Origin of the sequence: Pseudomonas baetica, from assembly GCF_019733355.1 — a bacterium.
GTDB classification, from domain to species: domain Bacteria; phylum Pseudomonadota; class Gammaproteobacteria; order Pseudomonadales; family Pseudomonadaceae; genus Aquipseudomonas; species Aquipseudomonas baetica_A.
Window position 1 is genome coordinate 1 of sequence record NZ_JAIHLQ010000062.1, and the last position, 21972, is coordinate 21972.

The following is a 21972-nucleotide window of genomic DNA, read 5'->3' on the forward strand; positions in this document are numbered from 1 at the left end:
ATCAAAACCGTGGGAGCGGGCTTGCTCGCGAAGGCGTCAGCCCAGCCAACCTCTCTGCTGACTGACACACCGCTTTCGCGAGCAAGCCCGCGCCCACACTGGATTTGTGGCGAACACCAAAAATCGTCCATCACAGATCAAAACGGTGGGCGCGGGCTTGTTCGCCGCCACAGGTTTGGTGGCCCTCAGTTAATCGGGGCAAAACCCTCAATCTGATCCGGCCACGCCGTCAACACTTCAAATCCGCTCTCCGTCACCGCCACCATGTGCTCCCATTGCGCGGATAGCGAACCGTCCTTGGTCAGTACAGTCCAGCCATCCGGCATGTTCTTCACATGACGCTTACCCGCGTTCAGCATCGGTTCGATGGTGAAAATCATCCCGGCCTTGAGCTTCATGCCCTGATTGGGAAAACCGTAATGCAGGATCTGCGGCTCATCGTGGTAGACCTTGCCGATCCCGTGCCCGCAATACTCGCGCACCACACTGAAGCCTTCCTTCTCCGCCAGGCTCTGGATCGCATGGCCGATATCACCCAGGGTAGCCCCCGGACGCACCGTGCGAATGCCGGCGCACATGGCGTCGTAAGTGGTCTTGATCAAGTGCTGCGCCTCAGGCGTCGCTTCACCCACCACATACATGCGGCTGGTATCGCCGAACCAACCGTTCTTGATCACCGCGATGTCGAGGTTGACGATGTCGCCATCCTTCAACGGTGTGCCCGATGGAATGCCGTGGCACACCGCGTCGTTGACCGAGGCGCAGACGGTTTTTGGAAAGCCGTGATAACCGACATTGGCCGGAACCGCTTTCTGTACGTTGACGATGTAGTCATTGCACAGCCGATCCAGTTCATCAGTGGTCACGCCAGCCTTGACGTGCGGCACCAGCATCGCCAGCACGTCGGCGGCGAGCTTGCCGGCGACGCGCGATTGAGCGATCTCTGCCGGGGTATTGATCTTGATCTGGTTTCTCATGCGGTGACTGCTTCCTGAGTCAGTGTTTGCAAATCCAGCCCACCGTTCTGCTCAGCGCGGATGAGCAAGCGGCAAATGGCGCTGTGGTCGAGGTTGGGGTGCAACTCGGCAAGCATGCCGATGCGCATCCAGTGCTCGGCCTGCGCGTTGATCGAGCGGCTGAGGGCGTTGCTGGAGATGCGCAGATTTTCGTGCATGTCTTCTGAAATCTTTACGATGCCCATGGCAAAATCCGATACGAAATGTATATGGATCATATATTAGCCATCGGAGTAAACGAAACTATTGCGCCGAACATTGACTACAAAATCCATTCCCAAATGCATGACTAATCTGAATCAGACACGCTTCAACGCCTGCTTATGCGCATACATCGCGCCATCGGCATCCGCCAGCAGCCGATCCACGGTGTCATGGCGCTTGGCGTCGTACTCGATCTGGCCGACGCTGAAGCGAATCGCATAACCACGCTGCAACATGGCGTTGCGCTCCTGGAGAATCTCGTTGAGTCGCGCCATGATCGCCGTGGTTTCGATGTGACTGGAGCCTGTCAGCAAGGCGACAAATTCATCGCCGCCCAATCGCCCGACCACGTCGCTCTCACGAAAGGCAATGCGCAGCACGTCGGCAAAGGTCTTGAGCGCACTGTCACCCTCGGCATGACCATAGAGATCGTTGATCTGCTTGAAGTCATTGAGGTCGAAGAAAAGCAGCGTCGCCGGCCTGTTCAGCCGTGCGCAAGCATCCAGCGCGTGCTGGGCCAACTGCATGAACCCACGGCGATTGGACAACAGCGTCAACTCGTCCATGCTCGCGATCTGCACCGCCATCAACTCCTGCTCGGCCATACCAGCCAGGTCACGCAGTAGCGCACGTTCTTCGTCATCGAGTTCACGGGGTTTGGTGTCGATCAGGCAAAGCGTGCCCATCTTGTTGCCATTGGGCACGGTCAGCGGGTAGCCGGCGTAGAAACGAACGTTCGGTTCGCCGGTGACCAGTGGGTTGTCATGGAAACGCTCGTCCTGGCGAGCGTCGGGCACCAGCAACAAATCGTCCTTGAGAATCACATGACCGCAGAATGAGATGTCCCTCGGCGTTTCAGTGACGTCCAGCCCGACACAAGACTTGAACCACTGCCGATCCTTGTCGACCAGTGTCACCAGGGCAATTGGCACATTGAACAGGCGCCTGGCCAGTCGCGTCAGTCGATCGAAACGCTCCTCTGGAGCAGAATCGAGAAGGTTGAGTCCGTGCAGCGCTTGAATGCGCGCGTCTTCATTGGCGGTTTTTCCTGGGACCAGCATTCGCACACTCCATTGGCATCCATACACTTCAGCGTAGCGCTAATTCAGCAACGGCTCAGATTCTCATCCCCCCGCCACCGGACACGGCCCGCCGGCATCGGCCCAGAGCTTGAACTGGTTCACGAATAGGTCGTGGGGCACCGGCACCGGCGCACGCCCTGCCCCGGGGTTCCAGCCCCATAGCACCAGTTTGTCCTCGCTGACGTGTTTGATCAGCGCGGCAAAATCGCGATCACCGTTGCTCGAACGGTCCTTGATCATCGCGCAGAGTTTGTCCGCTGGCAGGCCAATCCAGGCCATTTTGTGCGCCGCCGGCGGGAGGCTCCAATGCGGCGCACCGGGAGGCGCATGGGGGCCGTAACTGGCTGGCGGATTGCTTTGGGCGTGACACGTTGCGCACGGCAAACCGGCGGCGCCCTTGCCGTCCAGACCCCGCACCACGTTCATTGCGTGGGGCGTGCCGGCATCGAATTGCAAGGGTGAATCCCCGGGAATGTGGCAGTTCTGGCAACGTGGGCTCTGGAATACTTTTTGAATGGTGCCGAACGCCTTCAAGGCTTCCTGATCATCGGCGAACAGTTGCGAGGCGTACCCGCCTGCGCCCATCAAAACCAGTACGCCCAACAGCAGATGTCGTTTCATCTCACACCCCCGCCAATTGCAGCGGCAATTGGCGCAGTCGCTGCCCGGTCAAAGCAAACACGGCGTTGGCCACCGCCGGTGCGGTCGGCGGCACACCCGCCTCGCCGATGCCGCCGGGTTTATCGTGGCTGGGCACGATATGCACCTCAACCACCGGCATTTCGTTGAGGCGTAGCACCTGATAGTCGTGATAGTTGGACTGCGTGACCATGCCGTCCTTGAGCGTGAGTTTGCTGTGCAGCGCCATGCCCAGACCGAAGGTGATGCACGACTCCATCTGCGCCGCGATGCTCTGTGGATTGACCGCGATCCCGCAATCCACTGCACACACCACGCGATGCACACGAATAGCCAGATTGTCCTGCGAAACCTCGGCCACCTGCGCCACATAGCTGCCAAACGATTCGTGTACCGCCACGCCCAAGGCATGACCGTCCGGCAGCGGCGCCGACCAGTTGGCCTTCTCCACCGCCAGATTCAGCACGCCAAGATGCCGTGGATGCGCCTTGAGCAACGTGCGTCGGTATTCGACCGGATCCTTGCCCGCCGCAGCGGCCATTTCGTCGATCAACGACTCCATGACAAACCCGGTGTGGCTGTGCCCCACTGAGCGTAACCACAGCACATTGATCCCGGTCTGCGGCGAATGCAGTTCAACCTGATGATGGGCCAGACCTTTGACGTAAGGGCTGTCGGCCACGCCCTCAACCGACGTCGGGTCGATGCCGTTCTTGACCATCGTCGCCTCCATCAGTGTACCGGTCATGATCGATTGCCCGACCAGCACATGCTGCCAGCTCAACGGCATGCCATCGGTACCGAGCCCGATACGCGCCTGGTGCAGGAACATCGAACGGTAATAACCGCCGCGAATGTCATCCTCCCGCGACCACACGGTTTTCACCGGCATGCCCGCCGCTTTCGCCACCTCCACCGCTTCGGCCACAAAATCGGAGGTTGGATTGGCCCGACGACCAAAACCGCCGCCGAGGAATTCGGTGTGGATTTCCACCTGCTCGGGTTTCAGTCCGGTGATTTTCCCGGCGACCATCTGATCCAGCGTCTGAAACTGCGTACCCGTCCAGATCTCACACTTCTCTGCGCTGACTTTTACCGTGCAGTTCAACGGTTCCATCGGCGCATGGGCCAGATAAGGCACGCTGTATTGGACGTCGATCTTCTTCACCGCGTTGCTGAAGTTGCCCTTGGCATCCCCGGCCTGACTGGCCGAAGTGCCCGGTGTGGCAGCCAGTTTACGAAAGCTTTCAAGCAGTTTTTCACTGCTCAGATCCGCGTGCGGCCCCAGATCCCAATCGACCTTCAGCGCATCGCGACCGAGCTTCGCCGCCCAGTAATGGTCGGCAACCACCGCCACTCCCGTCGGCACCTGCAACACTTTATGCACGCCCGGCACCGCCAGCGCTTCGGCGCCCTCGAAGGATTTGACGCGAGCATCAAATACCGGCGCACGGGCAACCATCGCCGTCATCAACCCTTCAAACTGCACATCCATGCCGAACTTGGCGCGACCGGTGATTTTCTCCGGGGTGTCGAGGCGTTTGGTGGGTTTGCCGATGACCCTCCAGTCCTTGGCCTCTTTGAACGTGATCGACTTCGGATCGGGCACCGGCAGTTGCCCGGCCGCGTCCGCCAACTCGCCGTAAGTCGCGCGTTTTTCGCCAGCGATCACCACGCCCGACTCGGTGCGAATCGTCGAAGGCGCCACATCAAAACGCTTGGCCGCCGCTTCAACCAGCATCTGCCGTGCCGTGGCACCGGCCAGTCTATAGCGGTCGAACTCCATCCAGGTCGAGGTCGAGCCACCGGTAATCTGCATGCCGCCAAAACCGGGTAGTCCGTAATCGGCGGCCGAGGCTGGCGAGTGTTCGACGCGAATCTTCGACCAGTCGGCCTCCAGCTCTTCGGCGATCAGCATGGTCAGGCCCGTCCAGATGCCCTGCCCCATCTCCGAATGCCCAAGCAACACGGTGACGCTGTTGTCGGCGGCAATGCGCAGGAACGCATTGGGCGCAAAGACCTTGCCTTCATTCTCCGCCGCCAAAGCAAAACGATGGGCACCTGGCACGACAAACGCCACCACCAGACCGCCGCCCAACAAGGCGCTGCCCTTGAGAAAACCCCGACGCGATACGGGACTGTTCATGGTCTATCTCCCCGTCAGGTTCAACCGATCTCGGCCGCGCGTTTGACCGCTGCGCGAATTCTTGGATAAGTGCCGCAACGACAGATATTGCCGGAGAGCGCCTGATCGATATCGCTGTCGGTGGGTTTGGGGATTTTCGCCAATAGGGCTGCGGCGGACATGATCTGCCCGGACTGACAATAACCGCACTGCACCACATCGAGTTCGGCCCAGGCCTGTTGCACCGGGTGCGAACCGTCCGTGGACAGACCTTCGATGGTGAGGATTTTCTGCCCATGGGCGACGGCGGTGGCCGGGGTGATACAGGCGCGCAACGGCGCACCGTCGACATGCACGGTACAGGCGCCGCACTGCGCCATGCCGCAGCCGAATTTGGTACCGGTCAGGTGCGCGACATCACGCAGAACCCAGAGCAACGGCATGTCTGCGGGGACATCGAGCGCCTGATCCTTGCCATTGATATTCAGGGTCAGCATCGGGGATTTTCCTCAGACTCACGGTGTTCTGAAGGGGCGTCGCTGCGGCCGCGAAGCCTGCGCGCGCTTGGGCTTATCCCATTGAGCTAAGCGCAATTTGCGTTTTAGGCCAGATGCGGCGACCACCGGTCATGCATGAGTGCTCTGAATGGTGAGGGTGTCGCAGACTCTCGCTAACCCACATTTCCCCTGCGTAAACATCATTGCGTGAGCGCGTTTAAATGACACTCCGCGTTACGCCATACAGGCTACAAAACCTTGCGCCGTTACCTACGCGTACGCCAGAATCCGCCGGCTTACACGGCTGTGGGGCGGGTTGTATCGTTTCCCTGTCACTGCAAAACAGTGATCGGGTTTGGTAGCCCGCTTTAAATTGTCGTTGTTGCGACACCTTCGATGCTGTCTCTTTTTTGAGGTATAGCTTTGTATGGTGGGCATGCGTGGGGCTCATTCGTGAGCGCCGGGTTTCCCAATTTAACCGGTCTACCAACCTGCGCATGGCCGCCACCCACCGTTTGGTAGCGAGGGTGATGGCTCCCATTTTTTAAATTGGAGCTTTATCTATGTTCAAAATCACGCCAAACCCACCGCACACCGATCCAGTCCCACACGACCCCGCCCTTTGCCCGAAGAAGGTCAAAGAGGCGACTGATCGCGCCCTCGACTACTACCTCAGACCCGAAGCACTGTCGGCCCCGCCAAGCTCGCCCAAGTTTCGCCCCGTCTATCTCGTCGATCCCACGCTGGATGAAGAAACCCTGCTCGTCGAAGCCTGTGAGTCGCTGTCATACGCTCATGCCATGGCCGGTAACATCGCCGACTCGGTGGGCGGCCCGGAGCGAAAACCGCTGCTGGCGCTGCAACAGGTGATCATGTTGAACGAGCTATTGGTCAACCGATTGCTGGATAAAATGCGCCTGCCGCAGTAGGTACCACACGGTTCGCCATGCAGGGCCAGTGCATCCTGCATGGCGATCTTGAACCCGGCGTCCATACTGATCTTTGCGCACGGCATCCTCCACTCAACTGTCCGGACACCGACATGCCTGCCCCTGAATCCACCCTGTTGCAGAGCTGGCACGACAACGCCCACGCTTGGATCGAAGTGATCCGCAGCGGCGCCATCGAAAGCCGCCAGCAGGTCACCGATCAAGCGATTCTGCTGGCAATCATGGGCCGCCAACCTGCGCGCGTGCTCGACCTGGGTTGTGGCGAAGGCTGGTTATTGCGGGCACTGGCGGATCGGGGCATTGCTGCGGTGGGCGTGGATGGCGACGCGACATTGGTTGAAGCGGCGCGTTTGGCCGGTGCTTCGCCCGTGCAGGTCGCCAGCTATGAAGCGCTGGTTGAGGGCACGGTAGATATGGGTCGCGACTATGACCTGATCTGCGCCAATTTCTCTCTGTTGCATCAGGACATCATCCCGCTGCTCGCGGCGATGAACGCCTTGCTGGTGCCCGGCGGTGTGCTGGTTATCCAGACGCTGCACCCGTGGGCCGTCGCGGCGGGCGATTATCAGGACGGTTGGCGGCAAGAGACCTTCGCCGGGTTCGAAGGCCAGTGGCAGCCGATGCCGTGGTATTTCCGCACGCTGTCGAGCTGGATCAATGCGCTCGACATGGCAGGTTTCCAGTTGGCCGCACTGCAAGAACCACAGCATCCGCAAAGCCCTGTACCGCAGTCGTTGCTGATGGTGGCTGAGCGGCGCTAGTTTCAGTCACGCAGCTCCCACAGGGTTTTACAGTGCTTGCTGGATCAGCAGCGGGCCACGGAGGCGGTATTGCGCCAAAAGGCGCATCACATAGCCGACTTTCAGCAGGGTTGGCCCAATGATGGTCATGGCGTGCATCACTACCAACAGCGCGATCGGCATGTGGCCATCGTAGAGGTAGGCGCCGTAGATGCCGACCAGCAGCATGATCAGGCCGGCGACGAGGATTTTGCTCGACAGTTGCAGAACGTTCAGTGGATTTTCGAAGAAGGTGAACATGGCGTCGTACTCCTGAGCAATTCAGTGGGTACGTTGAGTACTCCAATTCTCGTGCCAGATTCTCCCCCCAATAAAATCAGAATCTTGAGACAAATAGAGTCAATTTGACACAACCATTAAAGAGTCATTTCGACGTCCAATGATGTCATTACGACTACACCGCGTACCGGTGGCGTTCATGCACATGATGCGGGATGCGGACACCCGCAAATCCCAGCGGGCGATGCAGGCCATGTACACCCTGAAAAAACTCGACATTGCCGAACTGGAACGAGCCTTTGCCGGCCAGAGCTAATACACTCGGGCGCTGGCCTGCCGGGAACGACGTCGATGAAACACGCTGCCGCGAAAAACCCTGAAAAAGCCCCGCGTTTCTGGCGCGACGAGGCCCTGCCCTTCATCGAAGCCCGGGCCATCGCCGATGGTCGCGAGGTTTGTTATGCGCGGCATTCTCATGCGCACTTCTCCATCGGGGCGATTACCGCCGGGCGCAGCACATATGCGCATGAACAGGCGCAGTTCGAAGTCGCCGCCGGCACCGTGGTGTTGATGAACCCCGGTGATGTGCACGCCTGCAATCCGATCGATGATCAGCCGTGGTCATACCTGATGCTGTACGTCGAAACGCCATGGCTAACCGATTTGCAACATCAACTGGGCTTCAGTCCCGAGCTTGAGTTTCGCCGGTTTGCGACCACTCATCTCAACGATGCCGGCCTGTTCCGCGATCTCGAGGGGTTATACGAAATTCTCGTCGACGGGCAACAGGATGTGCTGCGAAAACAGAGCGCTGCGGTCGAGTTTTTCACGAATCTGCAATTGCGCCTGAACCCGGTTGAACAGCCATCGCGCGAGCCGAATTTCAAGCTTGAACGTGCCGCCGATTACATCCGCGAACACTGCACCGATCTGCTGAGCCTCGATGACATTTGCCTCGCCGCGCAGTTGTCGCCGTCGTACCTGATCCGCGCCTTCAAGCAGCATTACGGCATGACGCCCCATGCGTTTGTGATCAACCAGCGCATCCAGTTCGCTCGCGAGCGGTTGCGCAGTGGACGGCTGATTGCCGATGTGGCGCTTGAGGCGGGGTTTGCCGATCAAGCGCACTTTCAACGGGCGTTCAAACAGCATCTGGCGGCGACGCCGGGGCAGTATCGGGGCTGACAGCAATCCCCTGTGAGGATTTCAAGGCAACAACAGATAAATCGCACTCACCACCAACAACCCCGCCATCAGCCTGTTGAACAGGCGCATCCCCGCCGGGTTGCCCAGATAGCCGCGCAAGAACGTCCCGGCATACACCCAGCAGCCCACCGACACATAGCAGATCACCAGATACACCGCCGCAAACTGCCAGACCAGCCGCGCCTCGCCATCGGCGACAAACGCGCCCATGCCGGCCACGCAGGCCAGCCAGGCTTTCGGGTTGAGCCACTGCATCACCGCACCGTAGAGCATCGAAGGTGCGCGGCCCGAGTCATCGGTATTCAACTGCCCGTTATCGCAGGCCAGCTTCCAGGCCATGAACAGCAGAAACGCCACCCCGGCGAGTTGTACGACGCGGGTCATGAATGGCCAGAGTTTGAGCACTTCATGCAGCCCCAAGCCCATCAGCACCAGCAACAGGACAAAGCCCAATGTAGCCCCAGCGACATGCCGCTGACTGGCCCGAAAGCCGAACTGCGCGCCGGAACTCAACGCCACGATGTTGACCGGGCCGGGGGTAATGGATGCGGCCAGGGCAAACGCCGCCATCGAAACAATCAGACTCATCGCACACCTGCTGCAAACCAAGGAACAAGGCGCCCACGGTAACCAGCGCCCTGACCACGGTATTGAAGAAAATGCCCCTGCGATCAATCCAGACGCGGCACCGTGAAGCGGAACTCACTGCCCTGCCCCGGCTCACTCTCGGCAACGATGCGCCCGCCATGCGCCTCGACGATGCCTTGGGTGATGTACAAACCCAGGCCTGAGCCCGTCGGATTGCCCTCTTTCACTGTCCAGTAACGGTCGAATACATGGGGCAGGTTTTCCCTGGGAATCCCCTCGCCGCTGTCACGCACGGTGAAGACAATTTCATTGCCCACCAATTTGGCATGGACGCCGACCGTGCCCAGGCGCGGGGTGAATTTGATCGCATTGCCGACCAGATTCGACAGCACTTGAAACAATCGCTCGGGGTCGGCGTGGATGCGCAGATCGGGGTCTGCCTCGAAGGAAATGCTGATGTCCTTATCCAGTGCCAAAGGTGCGAGCAATGCTTGCGCCTCTTCGAATATCTGCCCGACATCGAGTTTCTGTGGCGTGATGACGTAGCGTCCGGCGTCGATTTTCGAGGTGTCTAGCAGGTCTTCCAGCAACGTGTTCATGCGACCGGCGGCCTGTTGCATGGTGTCGATAGCCGTGGAGATTCGGCGCGAGGTGTGCGGGCCGTCGGAGCTGAAAGCCTTGTGCATCATGCCGCAGAGCATCGAGATAACCGTCATCGGGTTGCGCAGGTCGTGCGACACCACTGCGACCAGTTCATCACGGGCGCGCACTGCTTCTTGCTCACGGCGCACCTGTCGGGCCAAGTCATTTTCCAGCGCCGAACGGCGCAGATCGTTGGCGGCGAACAGATCGCCATGGCTCCACTTGGTGGAGATACCGGCCATCTCGACTTTCCAGATTTCGAACGAGGTACGCGGACGCAGCCGCAAACCAGCGTCGGAGTTTTCCAGATCCAGCGGCTTGTGAGGGTCGCCGCTCCAGTTGATGTTTTCTTTAACCTCCGGACGGAACCACAGCACGCCGTTATCCACCGGTTTTGGCAGGCTCATGGCAAGCACACCGCTGGCCACCTGTTGATAGTGCGCGGCTGGCGGGTAAACGCTGGCCAGGTGATGGCTGGCAAATACCGGCTCACCGGTGCCTTGCAGCCATTTGTGCAGCGCGCGGATTTCTTCCGGTTCCGGGCAGCTACCGTAACGGTGCAACTGATTGTCTTCGATGATGGCGATACCACCAGCGTTGGTCAGCGCCATGAGCACTTGCGGCTGGCTCGCCAAACCGTCGAAAACATTTTGCGGCGAGTCGATCATCGCCTGATTGAGCGACGCCAATGCGTCGACCTTTTCTTCACGCTGGCGGCTGAGTTCCAGCGCTTCCATCGCACTGATCTGCAGTGACAGAACCTGACCGATAGTCTGGCAAGCCATGCGCAGGTCGTGTGGAACGTGCAGCGGCTGACGGTTGCCGCAACTGATCAGACCCCACAGTTTGTCGCCTTTGAGCAACGAGATGCTCATCGATGACAGCACGCCCATGTTCTTCATGTACTGACAGTGGATCGGCGACACGCTACGCAGGGTGGCGAAGCTCAGGTCCAGGGGTGTCTGCGTATCGGGACGCAGCTTCGGCACCAGCGGCACTGGCTGATAGTCAGCGTCAGGGATGATCCGCAGCCAATTGGTGCGGTACAACTCGCGAGCCTGCTCGGGAATGTCGGAGGCCGGGAAGAACAGGCCGTTGAACACTTCCATCGACGGCGATGAGGCTTCGGCGATCACCTGGCCGTGCCCTTCCTCCTCGAAACGGTAAATCAGCACCCGGTCGTAACCGGTCATGGCCTGGATTTCCTTGACGCTGATGTCGTACAGCGCCTGCAGCGTGGTGGCTGCTTGCAAGCGCTGAAGCATCCGCCCCAGGTGGGTCGGTTTGCCGGCAACGTTGCGCGGCTGGAAGTTTTCGACGTGGATTTCCAGCTCCAGAATCAGCACGCCTTGATGGCGGTGCAGCAGACCTTCGAACGCTGTGCCATTGAGTTGGAAATGCAGCGGCGGTGCATCGAAGAATGCCGATTGCAGCAACGCTTGGCGCACGGTCTCGGCAGGCGCGTCGCCAATCAGGTGCTCCAGCGGCAGGCCGATCAGATTCTCTGGTGTGCGGGCCAGCAAGGTGTCGACGTTGGCGCTGACCTGAATGATGTTCAGTGCAGGCTCGCTCAGGGTCAGCAACAAACCGTGGGGCTGGATGGCGCCAGGGAAACGAATAGGCTCGTCGGCACAGTTGTCCAACAGTTTTTCAAAAGCTTCTTTGTCTTGCGGGCTCATGCCAGTACCTCCCGGCTATCGAGCCAGCGCTCGAAACAGCTGAATGTGTTTTGCGCCGCCAGCACAACGGCTTCGCGTTCGGCGGTGGGCATTGGGCGACTGCCCAGGTATTCAATGAACTCGCGCCAGCGGCGACCGGTGGCGGCGCCGTAAACATCAAGAAACGCTGCACCGTTTTGCGCTTCAAGGCCCAAACGGCTGGCGATTTCCCGGCGCAGAATCTGCCCGCCCAGGGTCGCACCTTCAAGCACGTACAACACGCCAAGGCTGGCGGCGCTTGAGTCGATCAGTGGCAATCGCTGGCACATCGGCAAGCTGTTCATCGCCGCCGCGCAATCCCCCAAGGCTTTCAGGTCGCTGTGCAGTGTCTGGGCTTTGAGGCGTGGTGACAGATCGAAATCGGCGGGAATCGCATCACTGTCCCGCAACGCGCTTTCCAGCGGTAAATAAAAGCCGTAATAGGCCTGCATCAGCCGTTTAAAGGCGGGCACATCAAGGGCGTCGGAGAAAAAAGGCAGACGCTTTTCCAGCGCGATATGCAACTCGGCAGTCCCGGCTCGTAGGTCTTGCAACACCGGTGGTACATAAACCTCACGGGGCTTTGCTTGCATGTAGATCGCTCTTGGTGGGGCCACTTGGGGCCAGGCGAGGGTTCGAGAAACATTGGGCGAAATCTTACACGCCAATCGCTTTTTCTGACCGCAAGGATCAATTTTTCCGCCAAAAGGGGCGCCTCAGATTGTTTCAGAGCGGTTCGGTATCCGGAAAGTTCGACCGGAATGACCAACGCCCCTGCCCGCGGTACCACGACAGCGATGGGTAAATAGTTCGCCAAGCCCTGCGACCGTTGTTGCGCAGGCAGTTGTCGACGGCAACTTCCGCGCTGTTGAAGGCGATACGCGCTTAAATCTCGCACGGGCCTTTGAGTTCGACCTGATTGCCGTCCGGATCAAAGCAGTACAGTGACAGGCCATAGCCCTCGGCACCGAAACGGGTGGCGGCTTTTTCCACGGTCAGCCCGAAAGACTGCAAATGCGCAGTCAGCGCGTCTTCATCGAACGGTTCGATGCGCAGGCAGAAGTGATCGACGTTGCGCCGCTCGGCCCCGGCCGCCCCGCCGCCCTTGCGGCCAAGTTCGCCTTGCAGGTCGACCAGGTCGATCATTGAGGTGCCGGCACGCAAGTGCACCAAACCCAGCGGTTCGTTACGTTTGACCACTTCGGCGCCGAACACCTGGCCGTAGAAGTCGATGCTGCGTTGCAGGTCCGCAACGCGCAGCACGATGTGATCGATGTGTTGGATGACGAACGGTTGCATGGGTTTGATTCCTCACATTCAGCGACCCGGTGATTGTGGTGCAAATATAAAAAAATTCACTGTCGATTTTTCGGTGGAGCCATCGACAAACTGGTTTTACTCTCACGCCATGAACATACTAACCACTGTCCTGCCGCCCCACGCCGAGATGGTTCGCGCCATGCTCGAACGCGACACTGCTTATGAAGGCGTGTTCTTCACGGCCGTGAAAACCACCGGTATCTTCTGCCGCCCCAGTTGCACGGCGCGCAAGCCGAAACCTGAAAACGTCGAATTCTTCGCCCACGCCGACGAGTGCATGTCCGCCGGTTATCGCGCCTGTCTGCGCTGCAAACCGCTGGACGCGGCGGCCATTGCGCCGGACTGGGTGCAAAGCTTGCTCAAAGCCGTGGATGCCGATCCGGAGGTGCGCTGGAGCGATGCGCAACTGCTCGCCGAAGGCATCGAGCCGCTGAAATTGCGGCGCTGGTTCAAGCAGCATTTCGGTATGACCTTCCATGCGTGGCTGCGCACCCGCCGACTCGGCATGGCGCTGGGCGGCATCAAGCAAGGCACCTCCATCGACCACGCGGCGTTCGACTCCGGCTATGAATCGCTGAGCGGTTTTCGTGATGCGTTCCAGAAGTCGTTCCACATCACTCCCGGTCGCGCGGCCAACAGCGAGCCGTTGCTGTTCACACGCCTGACCACACCGCTGGGGCCGATGATTGCCATGGCTGAGCGCCGTGGGCTGGTGTTGCTGGAGTTTCTTGATCGGCCAGCGCTGACGCGGGAAGTCGAAGAGTTGCAGAGTCGATATGGCTATGCGGTCGCACCGGGGCACAACGCGCCGCTACAGCAAATCGAACAACAACTGGCCGACTACTTTGCAGGCAACCTCAGCACGTTCAGCGTACCGTTGCACCTGCCCGGCAGCGAGTTCGCCCGGCAGGTCTGGTCGGCACTGCTGCAAATCCCCTACGGCCACACCACCACCTACGGCGCGATTGCTGCCGGTTTGGGCAAACCCGGCGCCAGTCGCGCGGTCGGCCTGGCCAATGGGCACAACCGTCTGGCCATTGTGGTGCCTTGTCATCGGGTGATCGGCGCGGATGGCTCGCTCACCGGGTATGGTGGCGGGCAGCCACGCAAAGCCTTTCTGCTGAGGCTCGAAAACGCGGCGCTACAACTCAAGCAACCTTTGCTTTTCTAACGATTCGACACCGTCAGCAAAAGGGATTTCGATGAACACGCTCGCCACTCGGTTTCACCAGTTGCACCAGCAAGATCTGTTGATTCTGGCCAACGTCGCCGACGCCACGGGTGCGCGACTGGTCGAACATCTGGGTGGCAGAGCCGTTGCTACCAGCAGCGCTGCGGTCGCTTGGGCTCATGGCTACCCGGACGGCAACGCCCTGCCCCTTGAGCGTCTGGTTGCAACAGTGCAATCCATCGCTCGGGTGATCAGCGTGCCGTTGACCGTGGACGTCGAGGCCGGCTACTCCGATGACTTGGGGCGGGTGGCTGAAGTGCTTGATGCGGTGATAGCCGCCGGCGCCGTCGGGATCAATATCGAGGACGGTTCCGCCGACCCGGAACTGCTGGCGCGCAAGATTGAACGGGCGCGACAGGTCGCCAAAAAACGCGATGTGAAGTTGTTCATCAATGCCCGCACCGACGTTTATCTCAAAGGCTTGGTACCGGCTGACGAGCGCGTCACCGAAACCTTGCGCCGCGCCGCGCTGTATCAATCCGCGGGCGCCGACGGCCTGTTTGCTGCGGGTGTCACGGCCGCCTATGAAATCGACGCCATCTGCCAGGGCACGACACTGCCGGTCAACGTACTGGGCTTCGCCAGCCTGCCCCCACCTGAGACGCTGCAAGTGCTGGGGGTGCGCCGTTTGAGCGCCGGCTCCGGGATCGCCGAATTCCTTTACGGCGCGATGGGCGGGCTGGTGAACAGTTTCCTCGCCACCGGCAAACTCGATACCCACGACCTGAAGGCGTTCACCTATGGCGAAGTCAATGACTTGCTGAAATAGCATGGCGTCGACCTATCAAGCGGCCAGTGATTTTCTGGCCGCACTCGACACCGACTGGCAACTGCACATCGCCGCTGTCGGGCCTTGCCTGCATCAACCGCATCCAGCGCGGGATCCCTACGAATCGCTGGTGCGCTCGATTGCCTATCAGCAACTGCATGCCAAGGCCGGGGATGCGATTGTCGGGCGATTGGTCGGGTTGTTTCCCGGGCAATCGTTTCCTCGACCTGAGCAGATGCTTGCGACCGATTTTGATCGCATCCGTGGCTGCGGGTTTTCGGCGGGCAAGATTGCGACGATTCAGGGCATCGCCCAAGCCACGCTGGACGGCGTGGTGCCGGATTACGCCACGGCGTTGGCGATGGATGATGAAGCGCTGATCGAGCGGCTGGTCAGCCTGCGCGGGGTCGGGCGCTGGACGGTGGAGATGCTGCTGATCTACAGTCTGGAACGGATGGACATTTTGCCGGCGGACGACTTTGGTGTGCGTGAGGGGTATCGACGTTTGAAGAGGTTGGAGGTGCAGCCAACACGCAAGCAGATGGTTGAGATTGGGTTGAACTGGCGTCCGTTTCGGACGGTGGCCGCGTGGTATTTGTGGCGGGTGCCCAAATCGTAGACTGCGTTATCGTTCTTCGCGAGCAAGCCCGCTCCCACATTTGAAATGCAGTTCCCTGTGGGAGCGAGCCTGCTCGCGAAGGCGTCAGTCGATTTACAGGCCAGACTTCAAACGGCTGAATGCCCGAATCAACGCCCGATTGAACGCCTTGCCATTGTCATTCTTGCTGTACAGCGAAGCCCGGACCTGGGCAGACGGATACGTCCCCGGATCATGACGAATCGCCGCATCGACCAATCCATCGGCCGCAGTAATCGCATTGGCGTAGTGAATGGTGTCGGTGATCGGCGCAATCACCTCGGGGGTCATCAAGTAGTCCATCAACGCGAGCCCGGCCTGCGGATGCGGCGCATCCTTGGGAATGACCATGGCGTCGAACCAGATCAGTGTGCCCTGTTTCGGTATCCGGTAACTCAGCGTAAACGGCTTGTTGGCTGCCTGCGCCTGCCCCGCGGCGATGGCGACGTTGCCGTTCCATGACATCGCCACACAGGTGTTGCCATTGGCCAGGTCGCTGATGTTCAGGTCATTGTCGAAGTAACGAATGTGCGGGCGGATCTTCGCCAGTTGCTGCTCGGCCAATTTCAAGTCATCGAGATTCTGCCGGTTGATGTCCAGCCCCATGTACTTCATGACGGCGGCGAACACTTCGTTGGGATCGTTGAGCAGACTGACCCCGCAATCGGCGAATTTCGACACCACCGCAGGATCGAACAGCATGGCCCAACTGTCTGTCGGCGCATCGGGCAGACGCTGTTTGATCGCCTCTTCCTGATAACCCACACCGGTGGTGCCCCAAGCGTAGATCCCTGCATAACGATTGCCCGGATCGAACACCGCCATGTGCTGGCGAAACTCCTCACCCACTCCGGCGAAATGCGGCACTCGGGCCTTGTCCAGCGGCTGTATCGCGCCGCTCCGGATGGCCCGCGACAAGTGCTGGCCGGCGGTCAATACCAGGTCATAACCGCTGCGTCCGGTGAGCAGTTTGGTTTCGACGGTTTCCAGCGAATCAAAGTGATCGGCCACCACACGAATGCCGGTTTTCGCCTCAAAATTCTTCAACGTATCCGGGGCCAGGTATTCGCCCCAGATGTACAGATTAACCACCGGTTTGGCGGTGTCGGCGGCCTGCACACACAGGGGTGCAAGCACCAGCATTAACGCTTGAGTCAGTTTGTGCAGGCCCATGCTCAGGCTCCTTTTTTCAGGACGGCGTATTGCGGCATGGTGATGCACGCGACGTTGCCGCCGCCGAGGAGGATTTCCCGGGAGTTTTCGATGCCGACGATTTTGTGCTGCGGGAACAATTCGGCCAGCGTCGCCAGCGCCACTTGATCGTTACGATCACCGAACAGCGGCACCACGATCGAGCTATTGCCAGCGTAATAGTTGATGTACGACGCACAGATTTTCGTGCCAGCCTGACGGGTGTGGGTACTGTCCTGCTGATCGAGACCCTCGGCCTCTTCGGCGGTCCATTCGAGCACGTCCGGTTGCGGCAGTTTGTGCACGATCAACTCACGGCCACGGCTGTCGCGGGTGCTGCGCAGGATATCGTAGGCTTCCTGGTAGATTTCCCACTGCGGATCGTCACGGTTGTCGGTCCACTGCAAGACCACTTCGCCGGGACGAACGAAACAGGCGAGGTCGTCGACATGGCCATCGGTTTCATCGAACTTGCACCCGCGTGGCAGCCATATCACCTGTTCGGCACCGAGGTAATCGGTCAGGCGCCGGGTGACTTCGTCCTTGCCCAGATGCTGGTTGCGATTGCGGTTGAGCAGACACTGTTCGGTGGTGAGGATGCTGCCCTGGCCGTCGCTCTGAATCCCGCCGAGCTCGGCAATCAACGGCGCGCGGTAGCGGTCGAAACGCTCGATCTCAAGGATCTTGCTGGCGATCTGGTCGTCTTTGTCCCACGGGTAATACAGCCCGCCGTCGAGTCCGCCATAGGCATTGAATTCGAAATCGACGCCGCGCACTTCGCCACTCTGATCATTGACCACAAAACACGGGCCACTGTCGCGGAACCAGGTGTCGTTGCAGGTCATCTCGACCACGCGCACCTGGGGTGGCAACTGGCGGCGGGCGGTGGCGAATTGCGCGGCGCTGGCACACACGGTGACTGGCTCGCTGTGGGAGATGGCGGTGACGATCTGCACCCAGACTTTCTGCGCAGGCTTGGCGCCGTTGCGCCAGACATCGGTGCGCTCCGGCCAGCCGAGCCAGCAGCCGGACTTGGCTTCGAATTCGCCAGGCAGACGGAAGCCGTCGTGTTTGGGGGTGGAATCGAGCAAACGTGCCATGGTCAAACCTCGTCTTCGGGATGGGAATGACCACAGGCTAAGGTCGCAGGGCGTGGGCCCGCCAACGATGATTATTGCGGAACAGTTGAATTCAACTCATCAATCGGCCAGTTGATCGTTGAACCATTCCAGCATCTGCGCCACAGCCGGACGCTCCAGCCGCAAGCGCTCGCAAACCAGCGCGTATTGGCCCAGGGCCGTCATGCTCGATGTGAAGGGCCGCACCAGTCGGCCACTCTGCAAATCTTCCTGCGCGGTGAGGTTGTCGCCCATCGCCACGCCCTGCCCTTGCGCGGCGGCCTCCAGCGCCAACCCGGCATGGGCGAAATACAGCTGACGCTCCGGGCGCTGATCGCCGGCGTGGCTGGTCAGCCATGCGGTCCAGGTCTTGCCGTCCTGGTCGTCGTGCAACAAGCAGTGGCGCGTCAGGTCCTTGGGCGTTTTCAGACTGCCCTGATTGAACAGACCAGGGCTGCACACCGGGAAGAATTGCAGGTCGGGCAAAGGCCGGACGAAGTAGGCGCTGCTGTCCACCGGACCAGTGCCGTAAGTGATCGCCAGGTCGATGTCCTCGCCCGGTGCACTCGCGTCGATGGGTTGTTCATAGAGGTGCAAAGTGATGTGCGGGTAGCGCGCATAGAAATCGGTGAGGCGACTCATCAGCCACTTTTGCGCAAGTTCGGCCGTCACCGCCAGACGCAACACGGCGAGCGAGGACGGGTCACGCAGTTCGTCGCAAGCGTCGCCGATCAGTTCGAAGGCCTGCTGCAGGCTTTGCATCAGGCGTCCGGCAGCGATGGTCGGACGAATCTGTCGGCCTTCGCGGATAAACAGCGACACGCCGAACTGTTCTTCGAGCTGGCGAATCTGGTGGCTGACGGCGCTGTCGGTGACACACAACTCCGCCGCCGCTCGACCGAAATGCGCGTGGCGGGCGGCGCATTCAAACGTGCGCAGGGCGGCCAATGAGGGAAGTCGTCGCATGGAAATAGATCCGTTTTTTGTGGGCCATGCTGACCGGCAGCGCGGGTGCTCTGAAAACCAAGCACCCGCAGACGCTTAATGCGCCCCGTCCAGCCCCGCCAGCAATGCGCCGTCACGGCTGTAGATGTCGGGCGAATAGCGAACGTGACCTGCGCTGTCGACTTGCACCGTCCAGTAGGTCATCAGGATCGGCACCGGCGCCGCCAAGCGAAATTCATGGGTGGTGCCCGTGGCGAGCAAGGTTTCGGTGCGGGCCCTTTCTGCCGGGGTGAGCAGCAAATCGCGCAGTTGCATTGGGTGCTCGACCCGCACACAGCCGGAGCTGAACGCTCGCGGCCCCTTGTCAAACAGCGCCTTGCTCGGCGTGTCGTGCAGGTATACCGAGAACGGGTTGGGGAAGCGGATGACCATCTGCCCCAGCGGGTTGCGCGGCCCGGCGTCCTGACGCAGCAGAATATTGCCGGGGTTATCCCAGTCGATGTCGGCTGCCGCCAAGGGCTGACCGTTGGCGTCGAGCACTTGCAGGTTCTGGCGGCTGAGGAAGGTCTGGTCCTTGCGAATCGCCGGCAGTTTGTCTTCCTTCCAGATGGTCGGCGGCACGGTCCAGGTCGGGTTCAGGGTCAGGCGCGTGACACGGGACTTGAGCAGCGGTGTCTGGCGTTCGGCGCGACCGACCTGCGTGCGGGTCTGCCACACGGGTTTGCCGCCCTGATACAGCGTCAGTTCGGCAGCGGCGACGTTGACCAGCAGGCCATTGGGCTCCAAGTCTTGCGCCAGCCAACGGAACCGTTCGAGGTTGACCCGCAATTGGTCGCGGCGGGCCAGCGGGCTGATATTGAGTTCGGCAATTGTCCCCGGCCCGACCACACCATCAGCCTGCAACGAATGACGGGTCTGAAAGTTTTTCACCGCCTCCACCAGCACAGCATCGTAGGCATTGCTGGGGGTGGCGATGTAGTCGGCCAGATAACCCTCGCTGTAGAGACGCAGCGCCAGATCCGGCACACGCTTGTCTTCCATGGCCGGGCGCAGCAGCGGTCCGCTGCCGACTGACTGCCATCGTGGCAAGGCTTTGAGCCGTTGCGCGGCGTAGAGCTGACGCAGGTTCTGGTACTGCGCCAGATGCGGACGTGCGAGGTCGAACGCTGCGCGAAGGTCATGCATGCCTGGCACCGCGATTGCGAGCAATTCAGTCTGACGGTCGCGCGGCGTATCGTCGGCACGCCAGAGCGGCTCGAAATGAGATTGCAGCAGTCGACCGAAATGCAGGTCCTGCAGGGCTTGCAGGTAATAGCGGCTGATGTCGATATCGGCGCATAACTCGCCTTCCTGGGGCGGGGTCATCGCGACCGGGTAGCGGTTCGGGTTGAGACCGTCGTCGGCCAACAACTGCAATTGCCCGTGCAAGGCCTGCAACCGCCCGGACTCACTGGCCCACACCGGCATCCAGTCCTGCTGCTGATAAAAGGCTTTGAGTTGCTCCAGCGCAGGGCCGTTGAGGTGCGCGGCGATGGCCGGGCATGCGTGTGGCAGACCGATCAGCACAGCCTCCAAGGGGCTATGCGGCTCGACGGGCATTTCGGCCGGCGGCGTGGGCAGCGTCTGCAAGGGCGGCAACGAATCATCGGCACAAGCGACAAACGGCGCAGCGAGCAAACAAATGCTCAAGTAGCATGCGTACTTTTTGAACAACTGCTTTACTCCAATCCATGGCCATCTTGATGATGGCCAACCTTACATCAGGTGCGCTGAACAGTCAGGCCCGATCTGCGGGCTTGCAGGTTATGACTGGGAGTCAGGAGCCAAAGTGCCAAACAAGTAGCCAGTGAGGACACTTTATAAATGTTGACGTTTTTGCGCCGACTTCTGCTGACCAGCGCGACCCTTGTCGCCGTGGCCAGCCCAGCTTTCGCCGCCGGCAAACCATCGCCGGTTCTCTTTACCAGCCTCGCGCACGCCGCACCAGAACTCAATCCCCAAGCGCTGAAAGGTGCCTTGAGCGCCATGCAATGCGCGGTCAACAACGGTGCGAAGCCGTCTCGCCACCTTGCAATCATTGATTATTCGCAACCGTCCACCGCGCGTCGACTGTGGATTTTCGATCTGACCCGGAAAAAACTGGTGCTGCGCGACCTGGTCGCCCATGGCTCCAACTCCGGGGAAAACTTCGCCACGCAGTTCTCCAATCGCGAAGGCAGTTATCAATCCAGCCTGGGCCTGTTCCGCACTCAGGAAAGCTACGAAGGCACACACGGGTACTCGTTGCGCATGGACGGACTGGAACCGGGTTTCAATGACATGGCCCGCGATCGCGCGATCGTGATCCACGCCGCCGATTACGTGAATCCGTTGTGGAGCAAGCGTCAGGGCCGCATCGGTCGCAGCCAGGGTTGCCCGGCAGTGCGACCACAGATTGCCAAGCAGGTGATCGATAAACTCAAGAACGGCCAGTTCATGTTCTCGTGGTACCCGGATCAGCGTTGGCTGAAAAAGTCGCCGTACCTCAATTGTCAGCCGCAGCAGGTGGCGAGCATCCTCAATACTCACGCCAGCTAATCCGAACACACAAATCCCCTGTGGGAGCCCGCCTGCTAGCGATGAGGGCATGACATTCAACATTAATGCTGAATGATCCACCGCAATCGCCAACGGGCTGGCGCCCACAGGGTCGTATTCAGTCAGATAAAATTTCTTCGTCTTCCTTTCATTACAACTTTGTCATTCAGTTGTCGGTTTGCCGTGCGGATCGCTCGGTAGCCTGACGTTGTTCCGGCGCCAATGCCGATCAACTTCAACCACTGAGTGACTCATCATGAAAACCCTGATCCTCGCCTTCTCCGCCCTCCTCGCCACCGGTTCGGTGTTCGCCGCCGACATGCCTGACGCCGCAGTGATTCATGACAAAACCGGCTTCTTCGTGCATCTGGATGTCGACAAAGTTCTGTCCAGCACCGATATTTCACAGGCCTGCGGGGTAATTCCGGCGCAACTGAATTACCTCGACCATCAGGGCCGTGAACATGTGCTGGACTATCAAGTACAAGGCAGCGGCTGCACCAACGACAATTGAGACGG

At 60.0% G+C, this 21972-nt stretch carries 23 protein-coding genes and 1 pseudogene; 9 read left to right on the forward strand and 15 right to left on the reverse strand.

All coding sequences use genetic code 11. The annotated features are described in order from the left end of the window. Positions 1-185: 185 nt before the first annotated feature. The 6 genes from map to K5E40_RS31790 form a co-directional block, all read right to left on the reverse strand. Positions 186-977, reverse strand: a complete 792-nt coding sequence (gene map / locus K5E40_RS31765) for a type I methionyl aminopeptidase (protein WP_221734136.1) — start codon at positions 975-977, stop codon at positions 186-188. Further along, on the reverse strand, positions 974-1201 hold the full coding sequence (locus tag K5E40_RS31770; RefSeq protein WP_221734137.1) for a ParD-like family protein: 228 nt from the start codon (positions 1199-1201) through the stop codon (positions 974-976). The genes map and K5E40_RS31770 overlap by 4 nt, the downstream gene beginning before the upstream one ends. Before the next feature lie 114 nt (positions 1202-1315). Continuing rightward, the gene (locus K5E40_RS31775) at positions 1316-2281 is read right to left on the reverse strand and encodes a sensor domain-containing diguanylate cyclase (protein ID WP_221734138.1); all 966 of its coding nucleotides are present in this window, start codon (positions 2279-2281) and stop codon (positions 1316-1318) included. A 63-nt stretch (positions 2282-2344) separates the two neighbouring features. After that, positions 2345-2923 (reverse strand): hypothetical protein, encoded by a 579-nt coding sequence (locus tag K5E40_RS31780; RefSeq protein WP_221734139.1) that lies wholly within the window; start codon positions 2921-2923, stop codon positions 2345-2347. A 1-nt stretch (position 2924) separates the two neighbouring features. Beyond that, entirely contained in the window at positions 2925-5087 is a 2163-nt protein-coding gene (locus tag K5E40_RS31785; RefSeq protein ID WP_221734140.1) for a xanthine dehydrogenase family protein molybdopterin-binding subunit, read from the reverse strand. A 20-nt stretch (positions 5088-5107) separates the two neighbouring features. Beyond that, positions 5108-5563: a (2Fe-2S)-binding protein gene (locus K5E40_RS31790; protein ID WP_149658307.1), complete on the reverse strand. Its 456-nt coding sequence runs from the start codon at positions 5561-5563 to the stop codon at positions 5108-5110. Between the two features lie 563 nt (positions 5564-6126). On the opposite strand from K5E40_RS31790, the gene K5E40_RS31795 reads away from it, so the two are divergent. Both K5E40_RS31795 and K5E40_RS31800 read left to right on the forward strand, forming a co-directional pair. After that, positions 6127-6492: a DUF6124 family protein gene (locus tag K5E40_RS31795; protein ID WP_221734141.1), complete on the forward strand. Its 366-nt coding sequence runs from the start codon at positions 6127-6129 to the stop codon at positions 6490-6492. A gap of 113 nt (positions 6493-6605) precedes the next feature. Then, the gene (locus K5E40_RS31800; protein WP_221734142.1) at positions 6606-7274 is read left to right on the forward strand and encodes a bifunctional 2-polyprenyl-6-hydroxyphenol methylase/3-demethylubiquinol 3-O-methyltransferase UbiG; all 669 of its coding nucleotides are present in this window, start codon (positions 6606-6608) and stop codon (positions 7272-7274) included. Between the two features lie 27 nt (positions 7275-7301). On the opposite strand, the gene K5E40_RS31805 is transcribed toward K5E40_RS31800, so the two are convergent. After that, complete coding sequence (locus tag K5E40_RS31805) at positions 7302-7553, reverse strand: transmembrane sensor/regulator PpyR (RefSeq protein WP_221734143.1); 252 nt, start codon at positions 7551-7553, stop codon at positions 7302-7304. 163 nt (positions 7554-7716) lie between these two features. On the opposite strand from K5E40_RS31805, the pseudogene K5E40_RS31810 reads away from it, so the two are divergent. Both K5E40_RS31810 and K5E40_RS31815 read left to right on the forward strand, forming a co-directional pair. After that, positions 7717-7848 (forward strand): annotated as a pseudogene (locus K5E40_RS31810) (VOC family protein); the annotation flags it as partial. A gap of 35 nt (positions 7849-7883) precedes the next feature. Then, on the forward strand, positions 7884-8717 hold the full coding sequence (locus K5E40_RS31815; protein ID WP_221734144.1) for an AraC family transcriptional regulator: 834 nt from the start codon (positions 7884-7886) through the stop codon (positions 8715-8717). Between the two features lie 21 nt (positions 8718-8738). Here K5E40_RS31815 and K5E40_RS31820 read toward each other — a convergent pair whose 3' ends face one another. The 4 genes from K5E40_RS31820 to K5E40_RS31835 form a co-directional block, all read right to left on the reverse strand. After that, positions 8739-9326: a LysE family translocator gene (locus K5E40_RS31820; protein WP_221734145.1), complete on the reverse strand. Its 588-nt coding sequence runs from the start codon at positions 9324-9326 to the stop codon at positions 8739-8741. Between the two features lie 83 nt (positions 9327-9409). Next, entirely contained in the window at positions 9410-11647 is a 2238-nt protein-coding gene (locus tag K5E40_RS31825; RefSeq protein ID WP_221734146.1) for an ATP-binding protein, read from the reverse strand. Further along, a complete protein-coding gene (locus K5E40_RS31830; RefSeq protein WP_221734147.1) occupies positions 11644-12258 on the reverse strand; it encodes a biliverdin-producing heme oxygenase in 615 nt (204 codons plus the stop codon). Before K5E40_RS31830 ends, K5E40_RS31825 begins: the two co-directional genes overlap by 4 nt. Positions 12259-12550: 292 nt before the next feature. After that, a complete protein-coding gene (locus K5E40_RS31835; protein WP_221734148.1) occupies positions 12551-12964 on the reverse strand; it encodes a VOC family protein in 414 nt (137 codons plus the stop codon). 109 nt (positions 12965-13073) lie between these two features. Between K5E40_RS31835 and K5E40_RS31840 the strand changes: the two genes are divergently transcribed. From K5E40_RS31840 to K5E40_RS31850, 3 genes are read left to right on the forward strand one after another with little or no spacing between them, the layout of a single operon-like run. Beyond that, positions 13074-14156 carry a bifunctional transcriptional activator/DNA repair enzyme AdaA gene (locus tag K5E40_RS31840; protein WP_221734149.1) on the forward strand — a complete coding sequence of 361 codons (1083 nt, stop codon included), beginning with the start codon at positions 13074-13076 and terminating at the stop codon, positions 14154-14156. Between the two features lie 31 nt (positions 14157-14187). Beyond that, positions 14188-14985 (forward strand): isocitrate lyase/phosphoenolpyruvate mutase family protein, encoded by a 798-nt coding sequence (locus K5E40_RS31845; protein ID WP_221734150.1) that lies wholly within the window; start codon positions 14188-14190, stop codon positions 14983-14985. Between the two features lies 1 nt (position 14986). After that, positions 14987-15604: a DNA-3-methyladenine glycosylase gene (locus tag K5E40_RS31850; RefSeq protein WP_221734151.1), complete on the forward strand. Its 618-nt coding sequence runs from the start codon at positions 14987-14989 to the stop codon at positions 15602-15604. 93 nt (positions 15605-15697) lie between these two features. On the opposite strand, the gene K5E40_RS31855 is transcribed toward K5E40_RS31850, so the two are convergent. From K5E40_RS31855 to K5E40_RS31870, 4 genes are all read right to left on the reverse strand, one after another. Next, positions 15698-16795: an extracellular solute-binding protein gene (locus K5E40_RS31855; protein ID WP_221734152.1), complete on the reverse strand. Its 1098-nt coding sequence runs from the start codon at positions 16793-16795 to the stop codon at positions 15698-15700. Positions 16796-16797: 2 nt separating this feature from the next. Further along, on the reverse strand, positions 16798-17913 hold the full coding sequence (aguA, locus tag K5E40_RS31860) for an agmatine deiminase (RefSeq protein ID WP_221734153.1): 1116 nt from the start codon (positions 17911-17913) through the stop codon (positions 16798-16800). Between the two features lie 99 nt (positions 17914-18012). Beyond that, a complete protein-coding gene (locus tag K5E40_RS31865; protein ID WP_221734154.1) occupies positions 18013-18897 on the reverse strand; it encodes a LysR substrate-binding domain-containing protein in 885 nt (294 codons plus the stop codon). A 75-nt stretch (positions 18898-18972) separates the two neighbouring features. Next, a complete protein-coding gene (locus tag K5E40_RS31870) occupies positions 18973-20589 on the reverse strand; it encodes a murein L,D-transpeptidase (RefSeq protein WP_221734155.1) in 1617 nt (538 codons plus the stop codon). A 150-nt stretch (positions 20590-20739) separates the two neighbouring features. Between K5E40_RS31870 and K5E40_RS31875 the strand changes: the two genes are divergently transcribed. Together K5E40_RS31875 and K5E40_RS31880 are read left to right on the forward strand one after the other, a co-directional pair. Beyond that, positions 20740-21453, forward strand: a complete 714-nt coding sequence (locus K5E40_RS31875; RefSeq protein ID WP_221734156.1) for a murein L,D-transpeptidase catalytic domain family protein — start codon at positions 20740-20742, stop codon at positions 21451-21453. Between the two features lie 256 nt (positions 21454-21709). After that, on the forward strand, positions 21710-21967 hold the full coding sequence (locus tag K5E40_RS31880; protein WP_221734157.1) for a DUF2790 domain-containing protein: 258 nt from the start codon (positions 21710-21712) through the stop codon (positions 21965-21967). Positions 21968-21972: the final 5 nt, after the last annotated feature.